A 21,942-nucleotide genomic window follows, 5' to 3' on the forward strand; every position below is an offset into this window, starting at 1 on the left:
AGCTACTCATTAAACATATTTAAAAATAAAAATCAATTAAATAAAAATAAAAGATTATTTAAACGATTAAAAAAAGAATTAATCAGTAAACTCATGAATTGGAAACATTACAAACCAATAAGAGGTAAAATCGAAGATTATTTCAAAGTACTTAAAAATTCATTAGAAATGAGAAAAATACACAAATTTACACCAAAATCAGTAGAAAAAACCCTATATTTATATGTATTATTAGGAACAATACTCATACAGAACTCCGATACATCAAAAACAGGCCTACAAAAGCTATCACAAATGTGAAAAATTCAGGCCCCTAAATCTTTTACTATATAAAATATTTGCATCAAAACCTGGGGATTGGAAATATTTTTGGTTTGTACCTATGATTTTGACTGTATATCTCATAATTTTTATTTTAAATAAATTAAATTCATATAATAAAAATACTTTTAAAGGTTTTTTAATTTTAAGTATACTAATAATATTATTAAAAGAAGTTAATTTATTTAATTTTAATAATCAAATAAATCTGGTAAGATATTTGTTCTTTTCAATATTTGCTATATTTGGTTACTATTTAGTAAATACGGATTTTTTGAATTTTAAACTCTTTAAAAAGTTTAAAATTAATTCTAGGGTAATGGTTTTCATAACTGGAATTTTAATTATTTCATTATATGCTTGTGTGTTATTAACAAATGTAAGATTAACTAACCAATTTAATAAGTTTAATGCAATAAGTCAATTTAGTATTTTAAATATACTATTAGTATCTAGTGTCATGTTATTCTTTAGATATATAGATGAAAGTAATATTCTATCAAATAATTATTTAATTAAAGGTTTTAAATTAAAAGAACTGATTTTATCTATTAGTTCTTGTAGTTATGGAATTTATTTATCTCATATGATAATACTTCTTTCATTAGGATATTTCTTAGATCCACTTTTAGCTATTAAACCTTCTGTAGTTTTAACATTAAAATTAATATTGACTTGTATTATATCTTGGTTATTAATATTGATTTTGGGTAAAATTCATTATTTAAATAAATTAATAGGGAAATCTTAAAAATTTAGATAGTTTTTTACTATTTAAATTTTAATATTAATTATTTTTAATCATTTTTGTCATTGAAAAGTTATCTAAAATTTTAACATTTGTTTTTAGATTTGAAGTAGATTTATATTAAAATTAAATGATTTTAACAAGTTTATCTCTTTATTTCTTCATTGTATTTTCTAGAGCAATATTCTATTTCTTTTAATTTTTCTCTGAAATCTTCTTTTTCATCTTCATTTAAGAATTTTAATATTTCTTCTTCCCATTTATAATCAATATCTCTAAATTTTTTAGCTATTTTTCTTCCTTTTTTAGTTAATTTAATTATTTTTTCCCTTCTATTTTCTTTGTTTTCTTCTCTTTCAATAATTTCATTTTCTTCCATTTTTAATAATGCTCTTGCAACAGTTCCTTCTGTAACTCCATGTACTTTCGCTATTTTTATTTGTGTATTATCTTTGTTTTCTTCATGGTAAAGGTACATTAAATATGGAAATTGTCCAAAATTAATATCTTCATCTTTTAAAGCATGTTTTAAATATATGGAATGGTTTCTATGTATAGCATCAAAAATACCTGGTACTCCAATTTCTAGTTTTTTATCTATATTTACCATTTTTTCCCTCTTAATTTTATTATAACTTATAACATATAACTTATTACTTATAATTGATTTTCTTATAAGTTATAAGTTATTTTTTATTTTTTTATTGAAGATGGTTTATTATTAGTATTGTTTAATTAAAAATCCAAATGAGATTATGTTTGGAATATTAATATTTAATTTAAAATTAAAAATTTTAATAAATATTGGATTTTAAGGTTTTAATATATTATTTTAATTCGCTTTTTCTGGTGTTTGTTTGAATTTTCCAAGTTTATATAATCTTTTAACATATAATTTTATTGCAATAAATGCAATAATAGATCCTACAATATCTCCTATTACAATACCCCAGTAAACTCCTATTGCTCCAGCACTAAGTACAAATGCTGCAATTGCACAGAAAATAACATCAAGTATTAAACTTCTATTAGTTGTTAATATTAAGGAATGAGTTCCTTTACCTAATGCTTGGAATACATTTGATGCAACTACTCCTAATGGTACTGGTAAGATGTATAATACCATAATCTGTAAGAATTGTGAAATTAATGGTGCTAAATTTGCACTTGATGATGAGTATGAGAAGAGATATGCTAATTGGTATGAAAATATATAGAATATTGCTGCTATTATTATACTTGCTATAAATCCAATTTTTGCACTGTAATTTATTGTTGTATTTAGTTTTTCATAGTCTCTTTCACCATATGCAACACCTGCTACAGTAATAGCTGCTGTTCCAATACCAATTGCAGGCATTATTCCTATTTGCACTAATCTCCAACCTGCTGTATATACTGCTACTGCAGTTGTTCCTGCAGCTATTGCAAGTATTGCATTAATAAGTATTGCAGTAATAGACATTACTAATTGTTCTATACTTGCTGGTATTCCAACAAGAAGAATCTCTTTATACATATTTTTACTTCTTTTATAATATTTCATTTCCATTGAACAGTAAGTATCTTTCTTAATTTTAACCCAATATAAAAATTGTATAAGTCCTACTGTACCAGATAATACTGTTGCTATAGCTGCTCCTGCAACACCTAAATTTAATATGTAAATAAATATTGGATCTAAAATTATATTTAATACTGCAGTTACTATAAGTGGTATTGTTGATCTTTTAACATCACCTTCTCCTCTAAATATACCACCAAATAATGCAGGAAGTGTAAATGAGTAAGTACCAATTACAATTATTATACCATATTCCATTGCAAAATTAATAACTTCTTTTGCACCCATTGCAATAAGTATAGGTTTTAAAAATATTATTAATGCTACTGTTAAAAGTATTGTAATGATTATACCAATAATTATTGAGTGAATACTTGCATTACTTGCTTTTTCGTGTTTTTTAGCTCCAATGAATCTTGAAATAAGTGAATTTGCACCTGCACCAATACCTACTCCAAGACCTACTACTATTAAAAATAATGGTGTTACAAAACCTAATGCTGCAAGAGGGTTTGAACCTAAACCTGCTACCCATATACTATCAATAACATTGTTTGAACTCATAAGTAACATACTTAAAATCATTGGTAATGCTAACTTTCTTATTGCTCGTTTAGGATCTCCTCTAATTAATTTAATTCTTTCATTGTCTGTTTCATTTACCATTTTACGCCTCCTTTTATAAGTTATTTTAAATATTATATTATTCTATTAATATCAATTATTGCATATGCAATACTTGTATATGCAAGTATTTTAATATAATAATTTGATAGTATATAAATATTTTGTAAATTTTGGCTCTGTTGAAAACCTATTTTATTTAAATATTTAACTCTTTAAAAATCATTTATAGTTAAAATAAATTTAAATTTTATATGAAAATTAGAAGATTTCAACATGACCTAAATTTTATAATAAATTTAAAATTAGTTAAATATGTTAAATAAATATTTATTGACTTTAATTTTAAGTAGTGTTTAGAAAAAAGAGTAAAAGAGTAATGAATGATGATTTTAATTTATTTTTTAAGATAATAATATAATATAGCTTTTTGTGCATGTAATCTGTTTTCAGCTTCATCATATATTACAGACTGTTCACCATCAATTACATCACTAGTAACTTCTTTACCTCTTATTGCAGGTAAACAATGCATAAATATTGCATCATCTTTTGCTAATTTCATAAGATTACTATTAACTTGATATTTTATAAAATCATTATTTCTTTTTTCAGCTTCTTTTTCATCACCCATACTAACCCATACATCAGTATATACTGCATCTGCATCTTTCAATGCAATTTTAAGGTCAGAAGTTATAATGATTTCACTTCCTGTTTTTTTAGCTATTTCTTTTCCTTTTCTTACAATATCTTCTTTAGGTTCATAACCTTTAGGACAAGCTATTGCAAAGTCCATACCTAAACATGCACATATAAGTAAAAGGGAATTAGAAACATTATTTCCATCACCAATAAAGGTTAATTTTCTATTAAAATCACCTTTATGCTCATATATTGTTAACATATCAGCAAATGCTTGGCAAGGATGTTCGATATCAGTTAAACCATTTATTACAGGAATATCTGCTTCTTTAGCAAATTCAACTACATCTTCATGTTTATTAGCTCTTATCATTATTGCATCAACAAATCTACTTAATACTTTTGCTGTATCTTTTATAGGTTCTCCTCTTCCAAGTTGTATATCATTTGTTGATAAAAAGAGTGCTGTTCCACCTAATTCATACATTCCTACTTCAAAGGAAACTCTTGTTCTTGTTGATGATTTTTGAAAAATCATTGCTAATTTTTGGTCTTTTAATGGTTCTTTTTCTATTTTACCATTTTTAAAATCATTAGCTAATTTGATAATATCTAATACATCATCTTTAACATCACATACTGATAAAAGACTATTCATGTCATTACTCCAATAAATTAATAATTATAATAAAGAATAATATATGTTTTTTATAGTTATAAAAGCTTTTCTAATAAACTTAGTTTTATTTTTAAAAAAAATTTATTTTAAAATACTTTATTTATTCTTAATTAGTTAATTAATTATTTTTAATTTAAATAAATAATTTTTAACATTTAAAATTAAATTTTATCATAGAAAAATATATAGATTTTAATAAAATCTAATTATTTCTAATTTCATTCATGTGGTTAACACGTTTTTCTACAAGTGCATCTGTACCTACATCTCTTCTATGATAAACATTACCTTTAACATATTTACATGCTTCTTCAGCTATTTTTTCTGCTTCAGATATGTTTTCTCCTTGAGCAACAATTCCTAAAGCTCTAGAACCACTAAGTTTAATTTCTCCATTTTCTTCTGATACTGAAGCATAAAATACTTTAGCTCCTAATTCGTTTATTTTATCTTCATCAACTTCAATGCTTTCTCCAGCATATTTAGTATTTGGATATCCATCAGGTACTATATATTTACATACACTAGCAAGGTCTTTAAATTCAACTTTATCTAAAGTTCCATCAACAATAGCTTTACATACATCAATCATTTTAGTATCCATTAAAGGAAGAACATTCATTGCTTCAGGATCTCCAAACCTTGCATTAAATTCAATTAAACGTGGTCCTTCATTTGATAACATGAATTGACCATATAATATTCCTTTATAAGGTTTAGCTTCTTTTGCAATTGCTTTTATAACTTTTTTCATTATTTCTACTGATTCATCATAATCTGATTGACTTAAAAATGGTAGGAGTCCACCTTTATCAGAATATGAACCCATACCTCCAGTAATTGCACCTTGATCTCCTTCAAATGCATGTGGGTGATCTTGAGCAGCAGGCATAGGTGCTAAATGTTCACCATCACAGAAAGCTTGAATGGTGTATTCTTCTCCAATTACACGTTCTTCAATAATTACTTGTGCAAATCCACCCATTACATTATCAATTACTTCTGAAGCATATTCTTTTGCTTCTTCATTATTTTTTAAGTGGTCACCTACAATTTTTACTCCTTTTCCTCCAGTTAAACCTACTGGTTTTACTACGACTTGTTTATCATAAGAATCAAGGAATTCATTAAGGTCTTTAGTATTATCAAATACTTTATAAGTTAAAGATCCTGGAATATTATATTTTTCAAATAAATTTCTCATAAATGATTTATCAGTTTCAATTCTTGCAGCACTTTGACATGGACCTACACATTTTACTCCAACTTCCTCAAGTTTATCTACAATACCTTTTCCAAGTGGAGATTCTGGACCAATAACTGCAATTTCAATATTATTTTCTTTTGCAAAGTCTGCAACTTTATCTAAATCTCCTTCATCTCCTATAGTGTATTTAGAAATTTTACTTATTCCTGGATTTTTTTTACTAATATAAGTATATAAATCTACATCATCTTTTAATGAATCACAAATTGCATTTTCTCTAGCACCTGCACCAACTACTAAAACTTTCATAATTTCACCTTTTATAAAAATATGATTTAAATAAATTATAATTATTAAAGTTTATATAAATCTTTAAATATAATATTATTGTATTTTAGTAAATGAATAAATGAAATTGTAAATTAGTATTACTAATTCTTTTTAAAAATTTAGATAAAAATTTTAGGAATTATTTAATATTTATTTTAAATAAGCCTATATTTAAAATTAAATAAGTTTTATACTTTATTTTTCTTTATATAAATTTATAAAGATTATTATCATGAATTATATATTATAAATAAGAATTAGTAATTATTTAAAAAAGGTGATTGAATGAAGGGCGGAGAAGCTATTATAAAAGCTCTAAAAGAACAAGGTGTAGATACTATATTTGGTTATCCTGGTGGAACTGTTATACCATTTTATGATTCATTGTATGATGATGATTTAAACCATATATTAGTACGTCATGAACAATGTGCTGCACATGCTGCAGAAGGATATGCTAGGGCTTCTGGTAAAGTGGGTGTCTGTATAGCTACTTCAGGTCCTGGTGCAACTAACCTTATTACAGGTATTGCTAATGCTTATATGGATTCTTCTCCAATTATAGCTTTAACTGGTCAAGTATCCTCTAATTTAATTGGAAATGATGCATTTCAAGAAGCAGATATTATGGGAATCTCAATGCCTATTACAAAACATAATTATCAAATTAAAGACATTGATAGTATTCCATCAATTATTAAATCAAGTTTTAATATAGCTAAAACTGGTCGTCCAGGTCCAGTTCTTATTGATATTCCAAAAGAAATGCAAGAAAATGAATTAAATAAATATAGTACTTCATTAATTAAAACACCAGGTTATAATCCTACAATTAAAGGAAATATTAAACAAGTTAAAACTGCTTGTAAATTAATTTCTAAAGCTAAAAATCCTATAATATTAGCTGGTGGAGGAGTAATTATATCTGGTGCTGGTGGTGAATTACAAAAATTTGCAAAAACTATTAAAGCACCTGTTGTAACTACTTTAATGGGTAAAGGTGCTGTTCCTGAAGATGAAGATTATTCTCTTGGAATGTTAGGAATGCATGGAAGATTAGTTGCTAATAAAAATATTAATAAAGCAGATGTTTTAATTGCAATTGGTACTAGATTCTCAGACAGGACTACTGGTAGATTAGATCAATTCTTACCTAATGGTACTAAAGTTATACATATTGATATTGATCCTGCAGAAATTGGTAAAAATGTTGATGTAGATATTCCTATTGTTGGAGATGCTAAAAACATATTAAAAATGTTCAATAATGAATTAAAATCATATAAACCTAATGCTAATGCTATAAATTGGTTTAAAGATTTAGAACTTAAAAAACAAGAATTAATACCTAGAACTAACTATGATGATGTTCCATTAATGCCACAAAGAGTTATTAGAGAAATATCTGAAGCATTAACTGATGATTCTGTTGTTACCACTGATGTTGGTCTTCATCAAATGTTTGCTGCACATTATTTCAATGTTAATAAACCACGTAAATTCATATCTTCTGGTGGTCTTGGTACTATGGGATTTGGTTTCCCAGCAGCTATTGGTGCAAAAGTTGCATGTGAAGATGACCCAGTTCTTGCTATTGTTGGTGATGGTGGATTTTTAATGGTTTGTCAAGAACTTGCAACAGTTCGTGAATATGATTTACCAGTTATTGTTACTATTTTAAACAATCGTAAATTAGGTATGGTATATCAATGGCAAAGTTTATTATATAATGAACGTTTATCAGAAACTGATCTTGGAAATGTTCCAGACTTTGTTAAATTAGCAGAAAGTTTCAATATTAATGCTGAAAGAATTACTCAACCAGGTGAAACTAAAAAAGCTGTACAAAAAGCTATTAAAGATAATGAGGCTCTTGTATTAGATATTGAAATTAAGAAAAATGAATTCTTACCTATGGTTCCTGCAGGTGCAGGTGTTGAAGAAATTCTTGGTGAATATGAACTTGCTAAAGACTATGAAAATTAGAGGGATTAAAATGCTTGAAAATCATACAATATCTACTTTGGTTGAAGATAAACCAGGTGTTTTACAAAAAGTTACAAGTCTTTTTACAAGAAGAGGATTTAACATTAGTAGTATTACAGTAGGTGAATCTGAAGTTGAATCTTTAGCTAGAATGGTAATCGTTGTAAAAGCTGATGAAAAAGGTTTAGAACAAGTTAAAAAACAATTAAATAAATTAATTGATGTTATTAAAGTTAAAGAATTAAAACCTGGAGTATCTGTTAAAAGAGAACTTTGTTTAATTAAAGTTAAAACTAAAAATGAGAAAGCTAGATCTGAAATCATGCAATATGTCAATATTTTCAGAGGTAAAATTATTGATGTTTGTGATAATAATGTAACAATTGAGATTACTGGTGCTCCAAGTAAAATTGATGCATTAATTAGATTACTTAAAGGATATGGAATTAAAAAGATTGCTCGTACAGGACCAACTGCTGTATCTAGAGGAATTCAACAAAATTAATTCTTATCTTTTATTTTTTTATTTTTTAGTATTTTTTACTATTTTTTGTGGTTGTTTTTACTATTTTTTAGTATAATTTTTTTTATTGTTTTTGTGGTTTATTTAGTATTTTTTTAAATATTTTTTCTACAAAATTATTGGAAATATTTACAATAATATTTTAATTTTTTTTACTTATTCTTTTTAAATAAAATTATTATTCATTCAAAAATTAACATTTATTAATATTATGTTTTTATACTTATGTTTTTTAAACCTTTTATTAACATATCTTTACAAGTGATTAATTTTTTAAATTTTATTATTGGTATGTTCAATTTATTTATATGGATTAAGTTTATAAGTAATGAAAATAATACTATAAAATAATATTACTGTAACAAAATGTTAGTTTAATGGGTTTTATTACAATAATATTTATTTAGATAAAAATTATTTTTTCTAATAATCTTTTTTAAAAATCATTAAAGGAGTTTATTAACATGCAAATGTATTATGATAAAGACGTTGATACAGACGTTATTGCAGATAAAACTATCGCTGTTATTGGATACGGAAGTCAAGGTCATGCTCAATCTAGAAACATGGCTGACAGTGGTTTAAATGTAATTGTAGGACTTAGAAAAGGTGGAAAATCTTGGCAAAAAGCTAAAGATGATGGTATGAATGTAATGACTATTGAAGATGCTGCTAAAGAAGCAGATATTATCCACATCTTAATCCCTGATGAAATCCAAGAAAAAGTTTACAATGAACAAATTAAACCATACGTAGAAAGTGGAAACACTTTATCATTCTCTCACGGTTATAATATTCACTTTGGATTAATTGAACCAGATGATGATGTAAATGTTGTTATGTTTGCACCTAAAGGACCTGGTTCTATGGTAAGAAAAACTTACCTTGATGGTTTTGGAATCCCTGGTCTTGTTGCAGTAGAACAAGATGCTACTGGTGACGCTTTACAATTAGCTTTAGGTATGGCAAAAGCTGCTGGATTTACTAAAGCTGGTGTTATTGAAACTACTTTCAAAGAAGAAACTGAAACTGATTTATTTGGTGAACAAGCAGTTTTATGTGGTGGATTAACTGAACTTATTAACGCTGGTTTCCAAACTTTAGTTGAAGCTGGATACCAACCTGAAATTGCATACTTTGAAACTTGTCACGAAGTTAAACTTATTGTAGATATCATTTATCAAAAAGGTTTCGAAGGTATGTGGAAAGATGTAAGTAACACTGCAGAATACGGTGGATTAACTAGAAGAAACACTGTTATCGGTGAAGAAGCTAAAAAAGGTATGAAAGAAGTATTAAAACAAATCCAAGATGGTACCTTTAAAGATGAATTCGCTGATGAATATAAAACTGGTTTCGCAAACTTAAAAGAAATGAGATCTGCTGAAAACAACGAACAAATTGAAAAAGTTGGAACCAGACTCAGAAAAGCTTGTGGATTACAAAAAGATGATGAATAGATTTATTCATCTTTCTTTTTTTAACTTTTAGTTTTTATTCTGTTTTTTGTATTGTTTTTTAGTTTTTATTCTGTTTTTAATGTTTTATTTGGATTTTTTACTGTTTTTTGTTGTTTTTGTTTTTTGTATTGTTTTTTAGTTTTTATTCTGTTTTTAAAAAGAGAAATTTTAATTATATAAATATAATTAAATAAATTATTTTATTTTAAGTTTTAAAAAATTTAAAAAATTTTAAAAGATTATTATCTTCCATCTACTAAAACTTTTAATTTTCCATTTTCAATATTAATTATTAAACCATGAATTGGTATTTCATTACTAATAAGAGGATGATTTTTAATTGTTTCAACAGTTTTTACTACATTTGATTCTTCATCATCTATTGCACCAATCCATTCTTTTAAATTAACTTTATTTATTTCTTCTTCTGAAATTCCTTTTTCAATCATATTGTTTTTTATTTTTTCTTCATCTGCATGAGCCATTCCACAGTCAGTATGGCCTATTACCATTACTTCTTCTGCTCCTAAGGAGTATATTGCAGCTGCTATTGATCTTATTGCATCTTCACCAACTATGGTATTTCCTGCATTTTTAATAATTTTTGCATCTCCTCTTTTAATACCTAATGCAGGTTCTAAGAAGTCAACTAATCTTGTATCCATACAAGTTAATATTGCTAATTTTTTATTAGGGAGATGACTTAATTTTTCTCCTTCAAAATTTTCTGTAAATTCTTCATTTGCCTTTAATATATCATCTATAATCATTTTACCACATCATATAATTAACTATTTAAAAGAATTTTTTATTATATATATTTTAATAATATTTATATTTTTATCTTTTATTTTCAGAGTTAACTTATATTTAATATATGTTTCTATATTTTTTTAAATAATATCTAAATTATATTTAATTTTTTTTACTCATGAAATATTCATGATTAAGTAAAGTGATAGAATGTTATATTTTTTATTTTATGATTGTTTAAGACTTTAAATTTAGTATAATTTTTATTTAAATTTAAAATAAGTATTTAAAAAATTAAAATTAGTTAAATTGATTTTTAATAGATTTAATTATATTAAGATTTTCTAAATTTTAAGATTAATTATTCTTTGTTTAATTTGTAATTATCTAGTTAAATCTTTAAATATAATCTTTTTTTAATAAAATCTTTATTAAATATTTAAAAAACAGTATATATTTTAGAATTGGTTCAACCTTAGTAGTAGATGCTACTTTTTAAAAATAGTATATAGTTTGAAATCTTTAAAATTCTTATTTAAAATTTTAAAAATTCTTTGTTTAATTAAAAATTATAATAAATTTATTTTATAATTAATAATGATTGGTAAATATTAATTATTTATCTCTTGATTAACTTTATATGCTGCATATAAATAGAAAATTCCAATAATAATAGCAAATGGATTAAATGAAATAAATGTGAATATTGCAGAAATTACATATAATATTAATCTTTGTTTTCCAACTGGAAGTACGGAACCTGTTAATGAAATTATAACTGCAATTATTTGTGCTAATGTAAGGAATATAACTTTTAGTTCTAATACTCCACTTTGTGTAAGTAATTGTACAAATTGTATTGCAATAATTATTATTAAAATGAGTGTTGCATTTTTAACAAGCTCTTTAGAGTCCATACTTTTCAAGTTTTTTACAAGACGATTTGTCATATTATCACAATAGTAAAATTGAATAGTATAAAAATTATTATTTATAAACAATATTTAATAAATGTTTACTATTTTTAGTAAAAATTAGAAATAAATATATGAATATTAATTAAAAATTATTATATAAAGTTATAAACTTTGTTGAAATCAATTAATTAATTTAAAAATTATAGTTTTTCTAGAAAATTAAAACTTTAAATAAAATAGTTTTTCAACAATCTTATTTAATATTTAGGATGAAATTATGGTATTTATAGGAATGGATCACGGAACTACTGGTATTAGTTTTGCAATATCAGATGATAATGGTGAAATTTTAGATATATTTAAATTATCTCGTGAAGATACAAAAAAAGGTAAAGTTAGTGCTATTGAAGAATTGTCAAAACGTTGTAATTTAGATGATGTTAAACTTATGGCAGTAACTTATGCAATGGGGGATGGAATAAATAAAATTCTTCCTATGGATAAAGTTGAAAATAGGGGAATATTGTCAATTAATGGTGCAGGTAAGGTTACTGGTGGAGGAACATCAGTATATTCTGAGATTGAAAACTCTAATATTCCAGCAGTTCTTATTCCAGGATTACATAAAAATTCCACTTCTCTTGATGAACTTTTTACAGCAGCATACTCTCATCTTGCAAGTCCTGAAAAGATTTCAATTGCATATAATGCAGTTAAGGAAACTAATTGGAATAATCTTATAGTAGGTGATTTAAGTTCTAATAGTGTAAATATTTTAATTGAAAATGGTAAAATTAGAGGAGCAATAGATGCATGTCTTGGTGCAATGGGTTTTGTTCATGGACCAATTGATCTTGAAATGATTAGAGATATTGATGAAGGTAAAAGAACTGCTAATGAATGTTTTTCACATGCAGGTGCTGTAAAAATTGCAGGTATTGATACAAAAGTTGCTTTCATGAAAGATGAACTTTTATCAAGATATGAGAAAGGTGATAAAAAAGCAATACTTGCAATAAATTCAATGATTATGACTATTGCAATGGAAATTGGTGGTCTTATAACTGTTGCTAATGAAGATATTGAGGGTATTGTTCTTACAGGATCTTTAGGTTCAATGAAAAAACCATTTGATTTTGAAAAAGAATTAAATAAATATTTAAAAAATAAGTATCCTATTAAAGTTATATCAGCAGATTCAGGTGCAATAGGTGCTGTACAAATAGCACATGATATTTACAATGGTAAAAAAGAGATCTTAGGTGTTGAAGTAGAACTTAATTAATAATTGTCTTATTAAAAAAGTAATATTTGATTTTATTAATTACTTGGAATATAATTATTAAAATCCTGTATTTATCAATTCTTTTTGAAAAATAAGATTTATTTAAATTTAATATAAATTATATTAAAAATATTATAAATTTATATTTATTAAAAGCATTTAATTATAAATGTATAAAAAAAGAAGTTTAGTTGTTAATTGAGATAATTAATATTTTTCCTCCTTTAATAACATCTAAATTTCCATCTTCTTTTTCTAAAACAGTGTTTATAAAGTTATCAATAGCAATTAATCTTCCGGTATGTTCTTCGTCATTTTTAAGAATTACAGTAACATTTTTTCCTTTAAATTGTTCTAATGATTCATTTACTTCTGGATTTTTATTTATCATATTTTTTACCTCAGATAAGATATAATTAATTATTTTTATTTATTCTTTTATTTATATATTTTTTAGTTTCAATAAATTTTATATATGATAAAACTTAGAGTTTTTACTAATTATAATTTAATTAAGGAGAGTTATTATTATGGCTGTTAATATGTTAGAAACTAATTTACAAGCAATTTCAAACACTATTGCTATTTTAGAGAAAAAAGGTAATGCAGATCCTAAAAAATTACAAGAATTAAAAAATGAGAGAGCTAAAATATTAAAAGAGCTTAACATTCAATAAATTTTTTTAATTTTTTTATTATTATAAATTTTATCTGTTTTTAGTGTTTTGTTTGGATTTTTTTTAGTATTTTTTTTAGTTTTATCTGTTTTTAGATTTTTAACTATTTTTTCTAGTTTTATATACTTTTAAATATTAAATAGTTTAATGATTGTTTAAAAATCTTTAAACCATTCTTCTGTTTTATTTAAATTACCTGTTAAATCAATACTTACAGGAGTTATTGTTGTAATGTTTTTATTCTTAACATAATATCCGTCTGTACCTTTTTCATCATTATCAGTTACTATTCCATCAATCCAATAATAAGGTTTACCACGAGGATCATATCTTGTTTCTACTTCTGGTATAAACATTCTTTCAGTTAATCTTGCAATTTTTACTTCATCTGACTTAGGATTACTTGGAACATTAAGATTTATTAAGTCTACTCCATCTGGAAGACCATTGTTTAATACATATTTACTAAGTTTTCTTAATATTTTTATAGTAAAATCAAAGTTAATATTAACATGTCCATTTTCAAATTTTGTAGATTCATTAGTTACAGCTTGTGATACTGCAATAGTTGGTATACCATATGATGCAGATTCTATAGCAGCACCTAATGTTCCAGATGTTGTAAGTTCGGCTTTTCCTAAATTATAACCTATATTTATTCCGGATATTACAAGATCTGGTTTTTTATTTAATATTTCAAATACTCCAACAATTAATGAATCTGTTGGTGTTCCACTTACAGAGTATCCTATTTTACCATTTATTAATTTTTCTTTATTTATTCTAATTGGTTCAAATAAGGTTAATGCATGACCAATACCACTTTGTTGAACTGAAGGAGCAACTATTGTTGTATTTCCTAGGTCTTTTACAGCTTCATTTGCTGCAAGTATACCACTTGATTTTACACCATCATCATTACATAATAAAATTTCTTTCATATATAAAAATAGATTATTTCCTATTAAAAAGATTTTTTATTTATTATTTTATTTATTGATTTTCTTGGAATAATTTAAATTATATTGTTTATTTTAAATTAATTGGTAATTCTTTAAACACTTAAATTTATTATTTTATTTATTATTTTAGATTAAGAATAAATAAGTTTTATAAATTAAATTTTTAAATAAAAATAAAGTTTTCAATAGGTTTAATTTTTATATCTTTTTCTTTCCAAAAGATATATTAATATTTAAAACAAAATTTTATAATAGTATTAATAATTTAAAATTTTTTTATCTAGGTGAAAATGTGCAAAAGCCACAATTAATTAATTTCATTGCTAAAGTTATGGAAGACTCTGGATTTAAAGTTTATAAAAACTTTAAAACATCTCAAACTACTATTGATATATATGCGGTTCTTCCAACACAAATGGGTGATTTTGGCGTAGTTGTAGCTTGTAAAAATTATGATAAAGAATGGGAAGTAGGAATTGATATTCTTAAAGAAATGGAAATGGTAGGTAGAACTCTTAAAGCTTCTAAAGTAGCTGTTGTAACTAGTTCTACATTTTCACCACAAGCTAGAAATTATGCATCTCGTAAAAATATAAAACTAGTTGATAGGGATAACTTAATAAGTTTAGCTAAAAAATATTCAGAAAAAAATAGTATTCAAATGAAAAATCAGGATTCAGAGGATAATGAGAATTTAGATTCTTATAATGAAAGTGATGAAAGCTCTTATTATGAGCCTTATGATGAATATTATAATGATTATCCTGATGTAGATGATATTACAGAGTATCCAGAATATAAAGGATATGACTATGATGAGCCTTATGATGATGAATACTATGAGAATCTAGCTATTTCAAATTATAATCCAAGTATTAATTCAAGCTCAAATAATTATTCTAATGGAGCTAATCTTTATAAAACCTCATCTAATTCTAATAATAAAAATGAAAAATCAAAATTTTCATTTTTTACTAGGAAAAATAAGAATTCTAAGAAAGATAATAAGGTTAAACCTGAACCTAAACCTATTAAGAAAACTAGTCCAAGGATTGCAAATCTTTCTAAGTCTAATACAAGTCCAGAAAAAAATAATAAATCACGTAATATTGATTTAATTTCAATTGTTAGAAATCCTATAGTTTTAATATTAATTGTAGTTATTGTTTCATATTTAATTGCATTGACATTTACTTTTATTGGAGGAATATCTAGTGGAATTATTGGATTATTTGAAATGATATTTTCATTAATATTATCTTATGGTTTAGTATGGTATACTGATAAAGATGGAACTGTAGTTTTAGTTAAAGGAACTTCTGTATTCTTTATATCATTGATAATACTTATTATCTTAATATTATTCTTATAATTTTTTTTATAATTTACTTATTTTTTTAAAAGCATCTTTAATTACTTATTTTATAAGTTAAACACATGTTAACTATAGTTTAGGGTACTAATTTAGTCTTGTTTAAACAAATTATTTTTAAGTTATTTTCTATTGAATTTTATTCATGTTTTTAGCCTTTAAATTTATTTAAAAATAGTATTAATTTTTAATATATTGAATATAATTACTTATAATTTAAAAATTTAATAAAATATTAAAGTCTTCTAATTTTTAAAAAATTTTCTTAAATTTAAATTTTAATTATAAAAAATAGAATTGCAATATAACTAAAATATTGATAAAGTTTATATGTAAAAATAAGAATTTAATAAAATAAAATAAAAATAGTGGTTCCGACGAGATTTGAACTCGTGATCCCCTCGTTGTAAGCGAGGTATCATACCCCTAGACCACGGAACCAATGTAACAACATTCAATTATTTATTATTCATATTATATAAACTTTATGGTTTTTTAAGATTTTATCTTAAATTTATTAAAATTTTATTTTTTAGGCATTGAATTTTACTAATTTTTAAAAAAATTTTCTTAAATTTTAATTATAAATAATATATAAAAAATTAGATTTCAAGAGATTTCTTATTTAATAAAATCCTTAATTTAGATTTTATTATATGGATACTTTAAATTTAAGATAAAAATTATCTTCTTTTAAAACTTATAATTTAATAAATTAATTTAATTTATTTAATTAAATAGATTTTTAAAGACTTATTTTTTATTTAAATAGGTATATTATTTTATTTAATTTAATATATAAATATTATAAATTAGATATATATTGTATAATATAAATTTTATTTAACAATTTATGTATAAATATTAATATATTTATATTTCTTAAATTTTATCTAAGAATTTATTAGTAGAAAATTATGGAAATGATATAATGGCATTTAATGAAGAGTCTGGAAAAATTTGGATGGACGGAGAATTTGTTGACTGGAAAGATGCTCAAGTTCATGTCTTATCTCATGCTATGCACTATGGGTCAAGTGTATTTGAAGGTATAAGAGCATATGAAATTGATGGTAAATCAAATATCTTTAGATTGAAAGATCATGTTCACAGATTGTTTAATTCAGCAAAAATCTATAAAATGGAAATTCCATTTACAGAAGATCAAATATGTGAAGCAATTAAAGATACAATTAAAGAAAACAATTTAACTGATTGTTATATTCGTCCTATTGTTTATAGGGGATATAAAGAATTAGGTGTTTCACCTGTAAATTGTCCAGTTTGTGTTACTATAGCTGTTTGGGAATGGGGAGCATATTTAGGTGAAGATGCTTTAGCAAATGGTGTAAATATTGGTGTTTCTTCATGGAGAAAACCTGCTGAAGGAACTTTCCCTCTTCTTGCTAAAGCTGCAGCTAACTATATGAATTCTCAACTTGCAAATCTTGAAGCTCAAGATAATGGTTTTGATGAAGCTTTATTATTAGATGTAAATGGTCATATTGCAGAAGGTCCTGGAGAAAATATCTTCTTAATTAAAGATGGTAAAATATATACTCCTGTTTTAGCAAGTTCTATTCTTGAAGGTATTACAAGAGATAGTATTATTAAATTAGCTACAGATTTAGGTTATGAAGTTATTGAACAACCATTACCAAGAGATTTCTTATATATTGCTGATGAAGAATTCTTTGCAGGTTCTGCTGCTGAAGTTACTCCAATTCGTTCAATGGATCATCGTGTTATTGGTGAAGGTAGACGTGGACCTATAACTAAAGAAATTCAAGATGCTTTCTTTGATGTCATTAAAGGAAAAACAGAAGATAAATATGGTTGGTTATTCCCAGTAGAATAAACTAACTATTTAGTAATATTTATATTACTTTAGGTGTTTATATGATGGATATATTATCAGCGATTGTTATTGGTATTGTTCAAGGATTAACTGAGTTTTTACCTGTAAGTAGTTCAGCTCACTTAGTTTTTGCACAAACTTTCTTTGGTTTAAATCAAAATAATTTAGCATTTGATGTATTTTTACATTTAGGAACATTAGTTGCTGTTGTTGGTTTCTTTTTACCAGATATTATTAATATGATTATTGCATTCTTTAAAAGTATTGCTGATATTTTTAGAGGAAACTTTATTAATGGTATTAAAGAAGATCCTTATAAAAAATTAGTATGGTACACTATTGTTGCAACTATACCTGTTGGTATTGTTGGTATTCTATTTAATGATACTGTTGAAGCATTATTTACTGGTGTTTCTATACCTGCATTTTTCTTACTTATTACAGGTTGTTTATTATACTTCTCACAAAGATATAATGTTGGAGATAAAAATCTTGATGATATCTCATTAAAAGAAACAATATTTATGGGTATTGGTCAAGCATGTGCTATTTTACCTGGTCTTTCTAGATCTGGTACTACTATTGCTTGTGGTTTACTTGGAGGATTAGATAAAGAGTTTGCTGCTAAATTCAGTTTCATTCTTTCTATTCCTGCAATTTTAGGTGCAACTATTGTTCAAGGTGGAAATATTGGTTCTGGTCTTGCAGTAAACTTCATACCATATTTATTGGGATTTTTAGCAGCTGTAATCTCTGGTTTATTTGCTATTAAAGTTTTACTTAAACTTATTGAAGAAAGAAGTTTAGATATCTTTGCATACTACTGTTGGATTGTAGGTGCATTAATTTTATTATTTACTGTAGTTTTATAATTACAGTATTTCTATTTTTTTTATTTTTAGTTAATTTATTATTCTTTATTAATTAGAATGTACTTAAATTAAGGTTTAATATTAAAAGTTTCAAATTTTTTAATTATTTTATAGATTTTTTAGATATATTTATATATTAGATGTAATATATTTCTTACATGTAATATATATTTTACATAAATTTTTATTTAATTATTATATTAAGATTCTTTTATCTTTAATTATTAGATATTAAAGAAATAGTTTATTATATTAAGATTCTTTTATCTTTAATTATTAGATATTAAAAAATATTTTATAATAAATTATTTTATGTAAAATTTAATTATATTTCTAGTCTACATTATATGATTGATGTATTGAGATTTATTTTATTAAATCTTATAAAGTTTTAAGTGAATTTATTTACTAGGTGACTTAATGAAAACTAAAATTGGTTTTTATAGAAAAGAGTTAGGATTAAGTCAACAAGAACTAGCTGATAAAGTAGGTGTTACAAGACAAACTATTAATGCTCTAGAAAATGGAAGATATAATCCTTCACTTCTTGTTGCTTATAATATAACTAAAATATTAAAATGTGAACATATTGAAGATGTTTTCATATTAGATGAGAATAATGGGGAGTAATTTTTTATGATATTAGATATTTATAAAGATTCATTAGAATATGGGGTTAAAGATGTTAAAAACCTTGTAATAATGGGTGTAATGGGTTTATTTGGATTTTTAATAATACCTGCTATTATGTTAGAAGGATATTCATATAGAGTAATTCAAACTGCAACTCATGGTATGATTAATGGTAATGAACCATTGCCAGATTTTAGTAATTGGAAAAAAATGATTATTGATGGACTTAAAGTTATAGTTACTAAAATTGTATATAATATTATTCCAATTATATTAACTATACTTGCATTTAGATATAATTTTGCTATAATTATAGCAGCAATTATTACATTTATTATATTTGATATGCTTTCAATGGTTGCAATTGCTCATATGTCTGTAAATGATGATTCTCTTAGATCTGCATTTGATTTTGAAGAAGTATTTAATGTATTTAAATCTATTGGTGTACTTAGATATTTAGGGTTTTATCTTGGTTTAATTGTTTTAGATTCTGTTATTATTGGAATATTCTGTGCAGTTTTATTAATATTATTAGCAGTATGTTTAGGTATATCCTCTTTAGGAGGAATATTTAATCCAGGAAGTGTTATTGCAGTAAGTATTTTAATCATTCTTTTATTAGCATTTTCTTTTATTATTCAACCATATATTACTATGATTAATAGTAGAGCAACTGGTTTAGTTTATAATATTAGATAGTTATAAGATTTATTAAGTACTTCTTATCATATTAAAACTAAATTTTAATATGATTTCTTTTTTTAATTATTTTTTAATAATGTATTGAGTTTTTATTTTTAAAATTAGCAATTTTTTATTAATTATTATTATTATTTTTAATACTTATTAAAAAATTTATTTAAAATCCTTTTTTATAATGGTATAATGGATATTTATACTTAGAAATTAAATTTAAGAAAGTTTTTTTAAAATTAAGCTGCTAAAAACTATTTTTTATAAAAATTCAAAATTGTTAATATTAAGAATCAATTTTAAGAAAGTTTATTCTAAAAATTTTAAGAATTTCAATAAAGTTATTAGTTAAAAAAATTTAAAAATTGTGTTTTTAATTATTATAATAAACTATAATATAGCTATTTTTTAGTTATTATAATAATATTTTTATTAGTTAAAAATAGTTAAAATATTAACTACATGTTTTAACAATTGCATTAAGTATTTCATTAATATTTTTACCTTCCATTAATGACATATACATTGCTCCACCAGCACCAGCACCTTCTTTTACAAATCCAGTTAAATAATTTTTAAGACCACCATGATTTGTTGTTTCAAATTTAGGATCTACAACATTTATTACAATATCATCACTAATTTGTTTTGTAATATAGAAAATATCAGCTGTTTCATCATTTGCAACATAGACTGTAGTTGCAATTGTGATGTTTGTAAAATCAAAATCAGGTTTAATAGCTTTTATTACAGCACATACTCCTGCCATCTGAGTTCCACTTGCAAGTACTACAGGAACATCACTACCTATTGTCATACCTGCTACTGCTGGCATCATTGGATCTCCTACTGCAGCTATTGCATCAAATACATCTACTTTTCCAGGAGTAATATTTGCATTTTTAAGACCTTTATTAACAGTTTCTAATTTTAATTCATGTGGATTATAAGGCATACTTCCACTTACTTTAAATTCAGCATCATAACCTAATGCTTTAAGAATACCTAATGCAGTTGTAGTTCCTGCAGCAATACTTTCTCCTATTACAAGATAATCATATTCTTTACTTAATTCTTTACCAATTTTTAATCCTTGTTCGTATATTTCACGAGGATTATCTACTCCTTTTCCTGTACTTATATCTTTACCATATGAATCACTAAGTGTATAACAATCTAAATCTGGTCTTATTTCACAACCTGCATCTACTACTTTTAAATCAGTTCCAGTTAGATCAAGACAAGATTTTGTTAACATTGATGGTGTTGGTGCTGAATCTCCCTCAGATACTGTTTCTGGAATTTCTTTCATACAATGAGGTTTTCCATATTTCATGATTTCTACATCTGCTGCTGGAGTATACATATTAAGTTCTTCACTTGCACCTGCTCCACTTATTCCATGTATTTTAGAAGTATCAGTTGTTGCAATTGTACAAATAAAAACTGGATTTTTTCCTTCTAATTTTTTGTTTATATCTTCTTTTCCATAAGTTTTAAGACCATCTATCATTTTATCCCTTAAATTAGTTTTTTAAAAAATTTTTTTATATTATAAAAACTATATATAATTATAATTGTTATTATGTTTATTAAAGTTTATTAACTTGTTTAATTATTATCTTTTAATAATCTATTTTCTATATATCTAAATTTTATTTAATTTAGCTATTTAAGATTTTAAATTTAATAAAGAAGAATTTATATAACTTAATTTACTTTGATTTTATATTTGAAATTTATTTGATATTTACAAATTATGTTTCTAAAAAAGGTATTTTCTTTAATTTATTATCTATTATTAAGTTTTTTTAAGAATATTTAATTTAA

General features: G+C 24.2%; 20 protein-coding genes, 1 tRNA gene and 1 pseudogene. 12 read left to right on the forward strand and 10 right to left on the reverse strand.

Translation table 11 applies throughout. The annotated features are described in order from the left end of the window. A pseudogene (locus T523_RS03790) lies at positions 1 to 300 on the forward strand (IS5-like element ISMefo1 family transposase); the annotation flags it as partial. Between the two features lie 34 nt (positions 301 to 334). Beyond that, on the forward strand, positions 335 to 1,072 hold the full coding sequence (locus T523_RS03795; RefSeq protein WP_269593601.1) for an acyltransferase family protein: 738 nt from the start codon (positions 335 to 337) through the stop codon (positions 1,070 to 1,072). Positions 1,073 to 1,214: 142 nt separating this feature from the next. Here the strand turns inward: T523_RS03795 and T523_RS03800 are convergent, their stop codons facing one another. From T523_RS03800 to purD, 4 genes are all read right to left on the reverse strand, one after another. After that, positions 1,215 to 1,679 carry a MarR family winged helix-turn-helix transcriptional regulator gene (locus T523_RS03800; protein WP_042707600.1) on the reverse strand — a complete coding sequence of 155 codons (465 nt, stop codon included), beginning with the start codon at positions 1,677 to 1,679 and terminating at the stop codon, positions 1,215 to 1,217. Positions 1,680 to 1,901: 222 nt separating this feature from the next. Continuing rightward, complete coding sequence (locus T523_RS03805) at positions 1,902 to 3,299, reverse strand: MATE family efflux transporter (RefSeq protein ID WP_042707601.1); 1,398 nt, start codon at positions 3,297 to 3,299, stop codon at positions 1,902 to 1,904. A 355-nt stretch (positions 3,300 to 3,654) separates the two neighbouring features. Beyond that, entirely contained in the window at positions 3,655 to 4,560 is a 906-nt protein-coding gene (gene argF / locus T523_RS03810; protein ID WP_042707602.1) for an ornithine carbamoyltransferase, read from the reverse strand. Between the two features lie 223 nt (positions 4,561 to 4,783). After that, positions 4,784 to 6,097 carry a phosphoribosylamine--glycine ligase gene (gene purD / locus T523_RS03815; protein ID WP_042707603.1) on the reverse strand — a complete coding sequence of 438 codons (1,314 nt, stop codon included), beginning with the start codon at positions 6,095 to 6,097 and terminating at the stop codon, positions 4,784 to 4,786. Positions 6,098 to 6,403: 306 nt separating this feature from the next. Between purD and T523_RS03820 the strand changes: the two genes are divergently transcribed. From T523_RS03820 to ilvC, 3 genes are all read left to right on the forward strand, one after another. Then, positions 6,404 to 8,104, forward strand: a complete 1,701-nt coding sequence (locus tag T523_RS03820) for an acetolactate synthase large subunit (protein WP_042707604.1) — start codon at positions 6,404 to 6,406, stop codon at positions 8,102 to 8,104. A gap of 10 nt (positions 8,105 to 8,114) precedes the next feature. Then, positions 8,115 to 8,609, forward strand: a complete 495-nt coding sequence (gene ilvN / locus T523_RS03825; RefSeq protein WP_042707839.1) for an acetolactate synthase small subunit — start codon at positions 8,115 to 8,117, stop codon at positions 8,607 to 8,609. 482 nt (positions 8,610 to 9,091) lie between these two features. Continuing rightward, positions 9,092 to 10,087, forward strand: coding sequence for a ketol-acid reductoisomerase (gene ilvC / locus T523_RS03830; RefSeq protein WP_042707605.1), 996 nt, complete (start codon positions 9,092 to 9,094; stop codon positions 10,085 to 10,087). Positions 10,088 to 10,329: 242 nt separating this feature from the next. Here ilvC and T523_RS03835 read toward each other — a convergent pair whose 3' ends face one another. Together T523_RS03835 and T523_RS03840 are read right to left on the reverse strand one after the other, a co-directional pair. Next, positions 10,330 to 10,857 (reverse strand): beta-class carbonic anhydrase, encoded by a 528-nt coding sequence (locus T523_RS03835; protein WP_042707606.1) that lies wholly within the window; start codon positions 10,855 to 10,857, stop codon positions 10,330 to 10,332. Positions 10,858 to 11,451: 594 nt separating this feature from the next. Further along, positions 11,452 to 11,790: a hypothetical protein gene (locus tag T523_RS03840; RefSeq protein WP_042707607.1), complete on the reverse strand. Its 339-nt coding sequence runs from the start codon at positions 11,788 to 11,790 to the stop codon at positions 11,452 to 11,454. Between the two features lie 244 nt (positions 11,791 to 12,034). On the opposite strand from T523_RS03840, the gene T523_RS03845 reads away from it, so the two are divergent. Then, positions 12,035 to 13,042: a methanogenesis marker 12 protein gene (locus T523_RS03845; RefSeq protein WP_042707608.1), complete on the forward strand. Its 1,008-nt coding sequence runs from the start codon at positions 12,035 to 12,037 to the stop codon at positions 13,040 to 13,042. A 187-nt stretch (positions 13,043 to 13,229) separates the two neighbouring features. Here the strand turns inward: T523_RS03845 and T523_RS03850 are convergent, their stop codons facing one another. Continuing rightward, positions 13,230 to 13,433 carry an LSm family protein gene (locus T523_RS03850; RefSeq protein ID WP_042707609.1) on the reverse strand — a complete coding sequence of 68 codons (204 nt, stop codon included), beginning with the start codon at positions 13,431 to 13,433 and terminating at the stop codon, positions 13,230 to 13,232. Positions 13,434 to 13,572: 139 nt separating this feature from the next. Between T523_RS03850 and T523_RS09155 the strand changes: the two genes are divergently transcribed. Beyond that, a complete protein-coding gene (locus T523_RS09155) occupies positions 13,573 to 13,719 on the forward strand; it encodes a hypothetical protein (protein ID WP_198016025.1) in 147 nt (48 codons plus the stop codon). Positions 13,720 to 13,874: 155 nt separating this feature from the next. On the opposite strand, the gene surE is transcribed toward T523_RS09155, so the two are convergent. Then, a complete protein-coding gene (gene surE / locus T523_RS03855) occupies positions 13,875 to 14,660 on the reverse strand; it encodes a 5'/3'-nucleotidase SurE (RefSeq protein WP_042707610.1) in 786 nt (261 codons plus the stop codon). A gap of 313 nt (positions 14,661 to 14,973) precedes the next feature. On the opposite strand from surE, the gene T523_RS09385 reads away from it, so the two are divergent. Further along, complete coding sequence (locus tag T523_RS09385) at positions 14,974 to 16,053, forward strand: restriction endonuclease (RefSeq protein ID WP_042707611.1); 1,080 nt, start codon at positions 14,974 to 14,976, stop codon at positions 16,051 to 16,053. A gap of 369 nt (positions 16,054 to 16,422) precedes the next feature. Here T523_RS09385 and T523_RS03865 read toward each other — a convergent pair. Beyond that, a tRNA-Val gene (locus tag T523_RS03865) sits at positions 16,423 to 16,494 on the reverse strand. 490 nt (positions 16,495 to 16,984) lie between these two features. On the opposite strand from T523_RS03865, the gene T523_RS03870 reads away from it, so the two are divergent. From T523_RS03870 to T523_RS03885, 4 genes are all read left to right on the forward strand, one after another. Beyond that, positions 16,985 to 17,911, forward strand: a complete 927-nt coding sequence (locus T523_RS03870) for a branched-chain amino acid transaminase (RefSeq protein WP_042707612.1) — start codon at positions 16,985 to 16,987, stop codon at positions 17,909 to 17,911. Between the two features lie 44 nt (positions 17,912 to 17,955). Further along, complete coding sequence (locus T523_RS03875; protein WP_042707840.1) at positions 17,956 to 18,783, forward strand: undecaprenyl-diphosphate phosphatase; 828 nt, start codon at positions 17,956 to 17,958, stop codon at positions 18,781 to 18,783. 420 nt (positions 18,784 to 19,203) lie between these two features. Next, the gene (locus tag T523_RS03880) at positions 19,204 to 19,413 is read left to right on the forward strand and encodes a helix-turn-helix transcriptional regulator (protein ID WP_042707613.1); all 210 of its coding nucleotides are present in this window, start codon (positions 19,204 to 19,206) and stop codon (positions 19,411 to 19,413) included. Positions 19,414 to 19,419: 6 nt separating this feature from the next. Next, the gene (locus T523_RS03885) at positions 19,420 to 20,118 is read left to right on the forward strand and encodes a DUF4013 domain-containing protein (RefSeq protein WP_042707614.1); all 699 of its coding nucleotides are present in this window, start codon (positions 19,420 to 19,422) and stop codon (positions 20,116 to 20,118) included. 448 nt (positions 20,119 to 20,566) lie between these two features. Here T523_RS03885 and cobT read toward each other — a convergent pair whose 3' ends face one another. Further along, complete coding sequence (gene cobT, locus T523_RS03890; protein ID WP_042707615.1) at positions 20,567 to 21,625, reverse strand: nicotinate mononucleotide-dependent phosphoribosyltransferase CobT; 1,059 nt, start codon at positions 21,623 to 21,625, stop codon at positions 20,567 to 20,569. Between the last annotated feature and the right edge of the window lie 317 nt (positions 21,626 to 21,942).

The organism is Methanobrevibacter wolinii SH (genome assembly GCF_000621965.1).
Taxonomy (GTDB): domain Archaea; phylum Methanobacteriota; class Methanobacteria; order Methanobacteriales; family Methanobacteriaceae; genus Methanarmilla; species Methanarmilla wolinii.

What these genes read in the sequence shown, in the direction of transcription:
- ilvC (WP_042707605.1), top strand. Translation starts at nt 9,092, where the DNA reads ATGCAAATGTATTATGATAAAGACGTTGATACAGACGTTATTGCAGAT.
- T523_RS09155 (WP_198016025.1), top strand. Translation starts at nt 13,573, where the DNA reads ATGGCTGTTAATATGTTAGAAACTAATTTACAAGCAATTTCAAACACT.
- argF (WP_042707602.1), bottom strand. Translation starts at nt 4,560, where the DNA reads ATGAATAGTCTTTTATCAGTATGTGATGTTAAAGATGATGTATTAGAT.
- T523_RS03875 (WP_042707840.1), top strand. Translation starts at nt 17,956, where the DNA reads ATGGATATATTATCAGCGATTGTTATTGGTATTGTTCAAGGATTAACT.
- surE (WP_042707610.1), bottom strand. Translation starts at nt 14,660, where the DNA reads ATGAAAGAAATTTTATTATGTAATGATGATGGTGTAAAATCAAGTGGT.
- T523_RS03870 (WP_042707612.1), top strand. Translation starts at nt 16,985, where the DNA reads ATGGCATTTAATGAAGAGTCTGGAAAAATTTGGATGGACGGAGAATTT.
- T523_RS03845 (WP_042707608.1), top strand. Translation starts at nt 12,035, where the DNA reads ATGGTATTTATAGGAATGGATCACGGAACTACTGGTATTAGTTTTGCA.
- T523_RS03885 (WP_042707614.1), top strand. Translation starts at nt 19,420, where the DNA reads ATGATATTAGATATTTATAAAGATTCATTAGAATATGGGGTTAAAGAT.
- purD (WP_042707603.1), bottom strand. Translation starts at nt 6,097, where the DNA reads ATGAAAGTTTTAGTAGTTGGTGCAGGTGCTAGAGAAAATGCAATTTGT.
- T523_RS03805 (WP_042707601.1), bottom strand. Translation starts at nt 3,299, where the DNA reads ATGGTAAATGAAACAGACAATGAAAGAATTAAATTAATTAGAGGAGAT.
- T523_RS03880 (WP_042707613.1), top strand. Translation starts at nt 19,204, where the DNA reads ATGAAAACTAAAATTGGTTTTTATAGAAAAGAGTTAGGATTAAGTCAA.
- T523_RS03840 (WP_042707607.1), bottom strand. Translation starts at nt 11,790, where the DNA reads ATGACAAATCGTCTTGTAAAAAACTTGAAAAGTATGGACTCTAAAGAG.
- ilvN (WP_042707839.1), top strand. Translation starts at nt 8,115, where the DNA reads ATGCTTGAAAATCATACAATATCTACTTTGGTTGAAGATAAACCAGGT.
- T523_RS03850 (WP_042707609.1), bottom strand. Translation starts at nt 13,433, where the DNA reads ATGATAAATAAAAATCCAGAAGTAAATGAATCATTAGAACAATTTAAA.
- T523_RS03835 (WP_042707606.1), bottom strand. Translation starts at nt 10,857, where the DNA reads ATGATTATAGATGATATATTAAAGGCAAATGAAGAATTTACAGAAAAT.
- T523_RS03820 (WP_042707604.1), top strand. Translation starts at nt 6,404, where the DNA reads ATGAAGGGCGGAGAAGCTATTATAAAAGCTCTAAAAGAACAAGGTGTA.
- T523_RS03800 (WP_042707600.1), bottom strand. Translation starts at nt 1,679, where the DNA reads ATGGTAAATATAGATAAAAAACTAGAAATTGGAGTACCAGGTATTTTT.
- cobT (WP_042707615.1), bottom strand. Translation starts at nt 21,625, where the DNA reads ATGATAGATGGTCTTAAAACTTATGGAAAAGAAGATATAAACAAAAAA.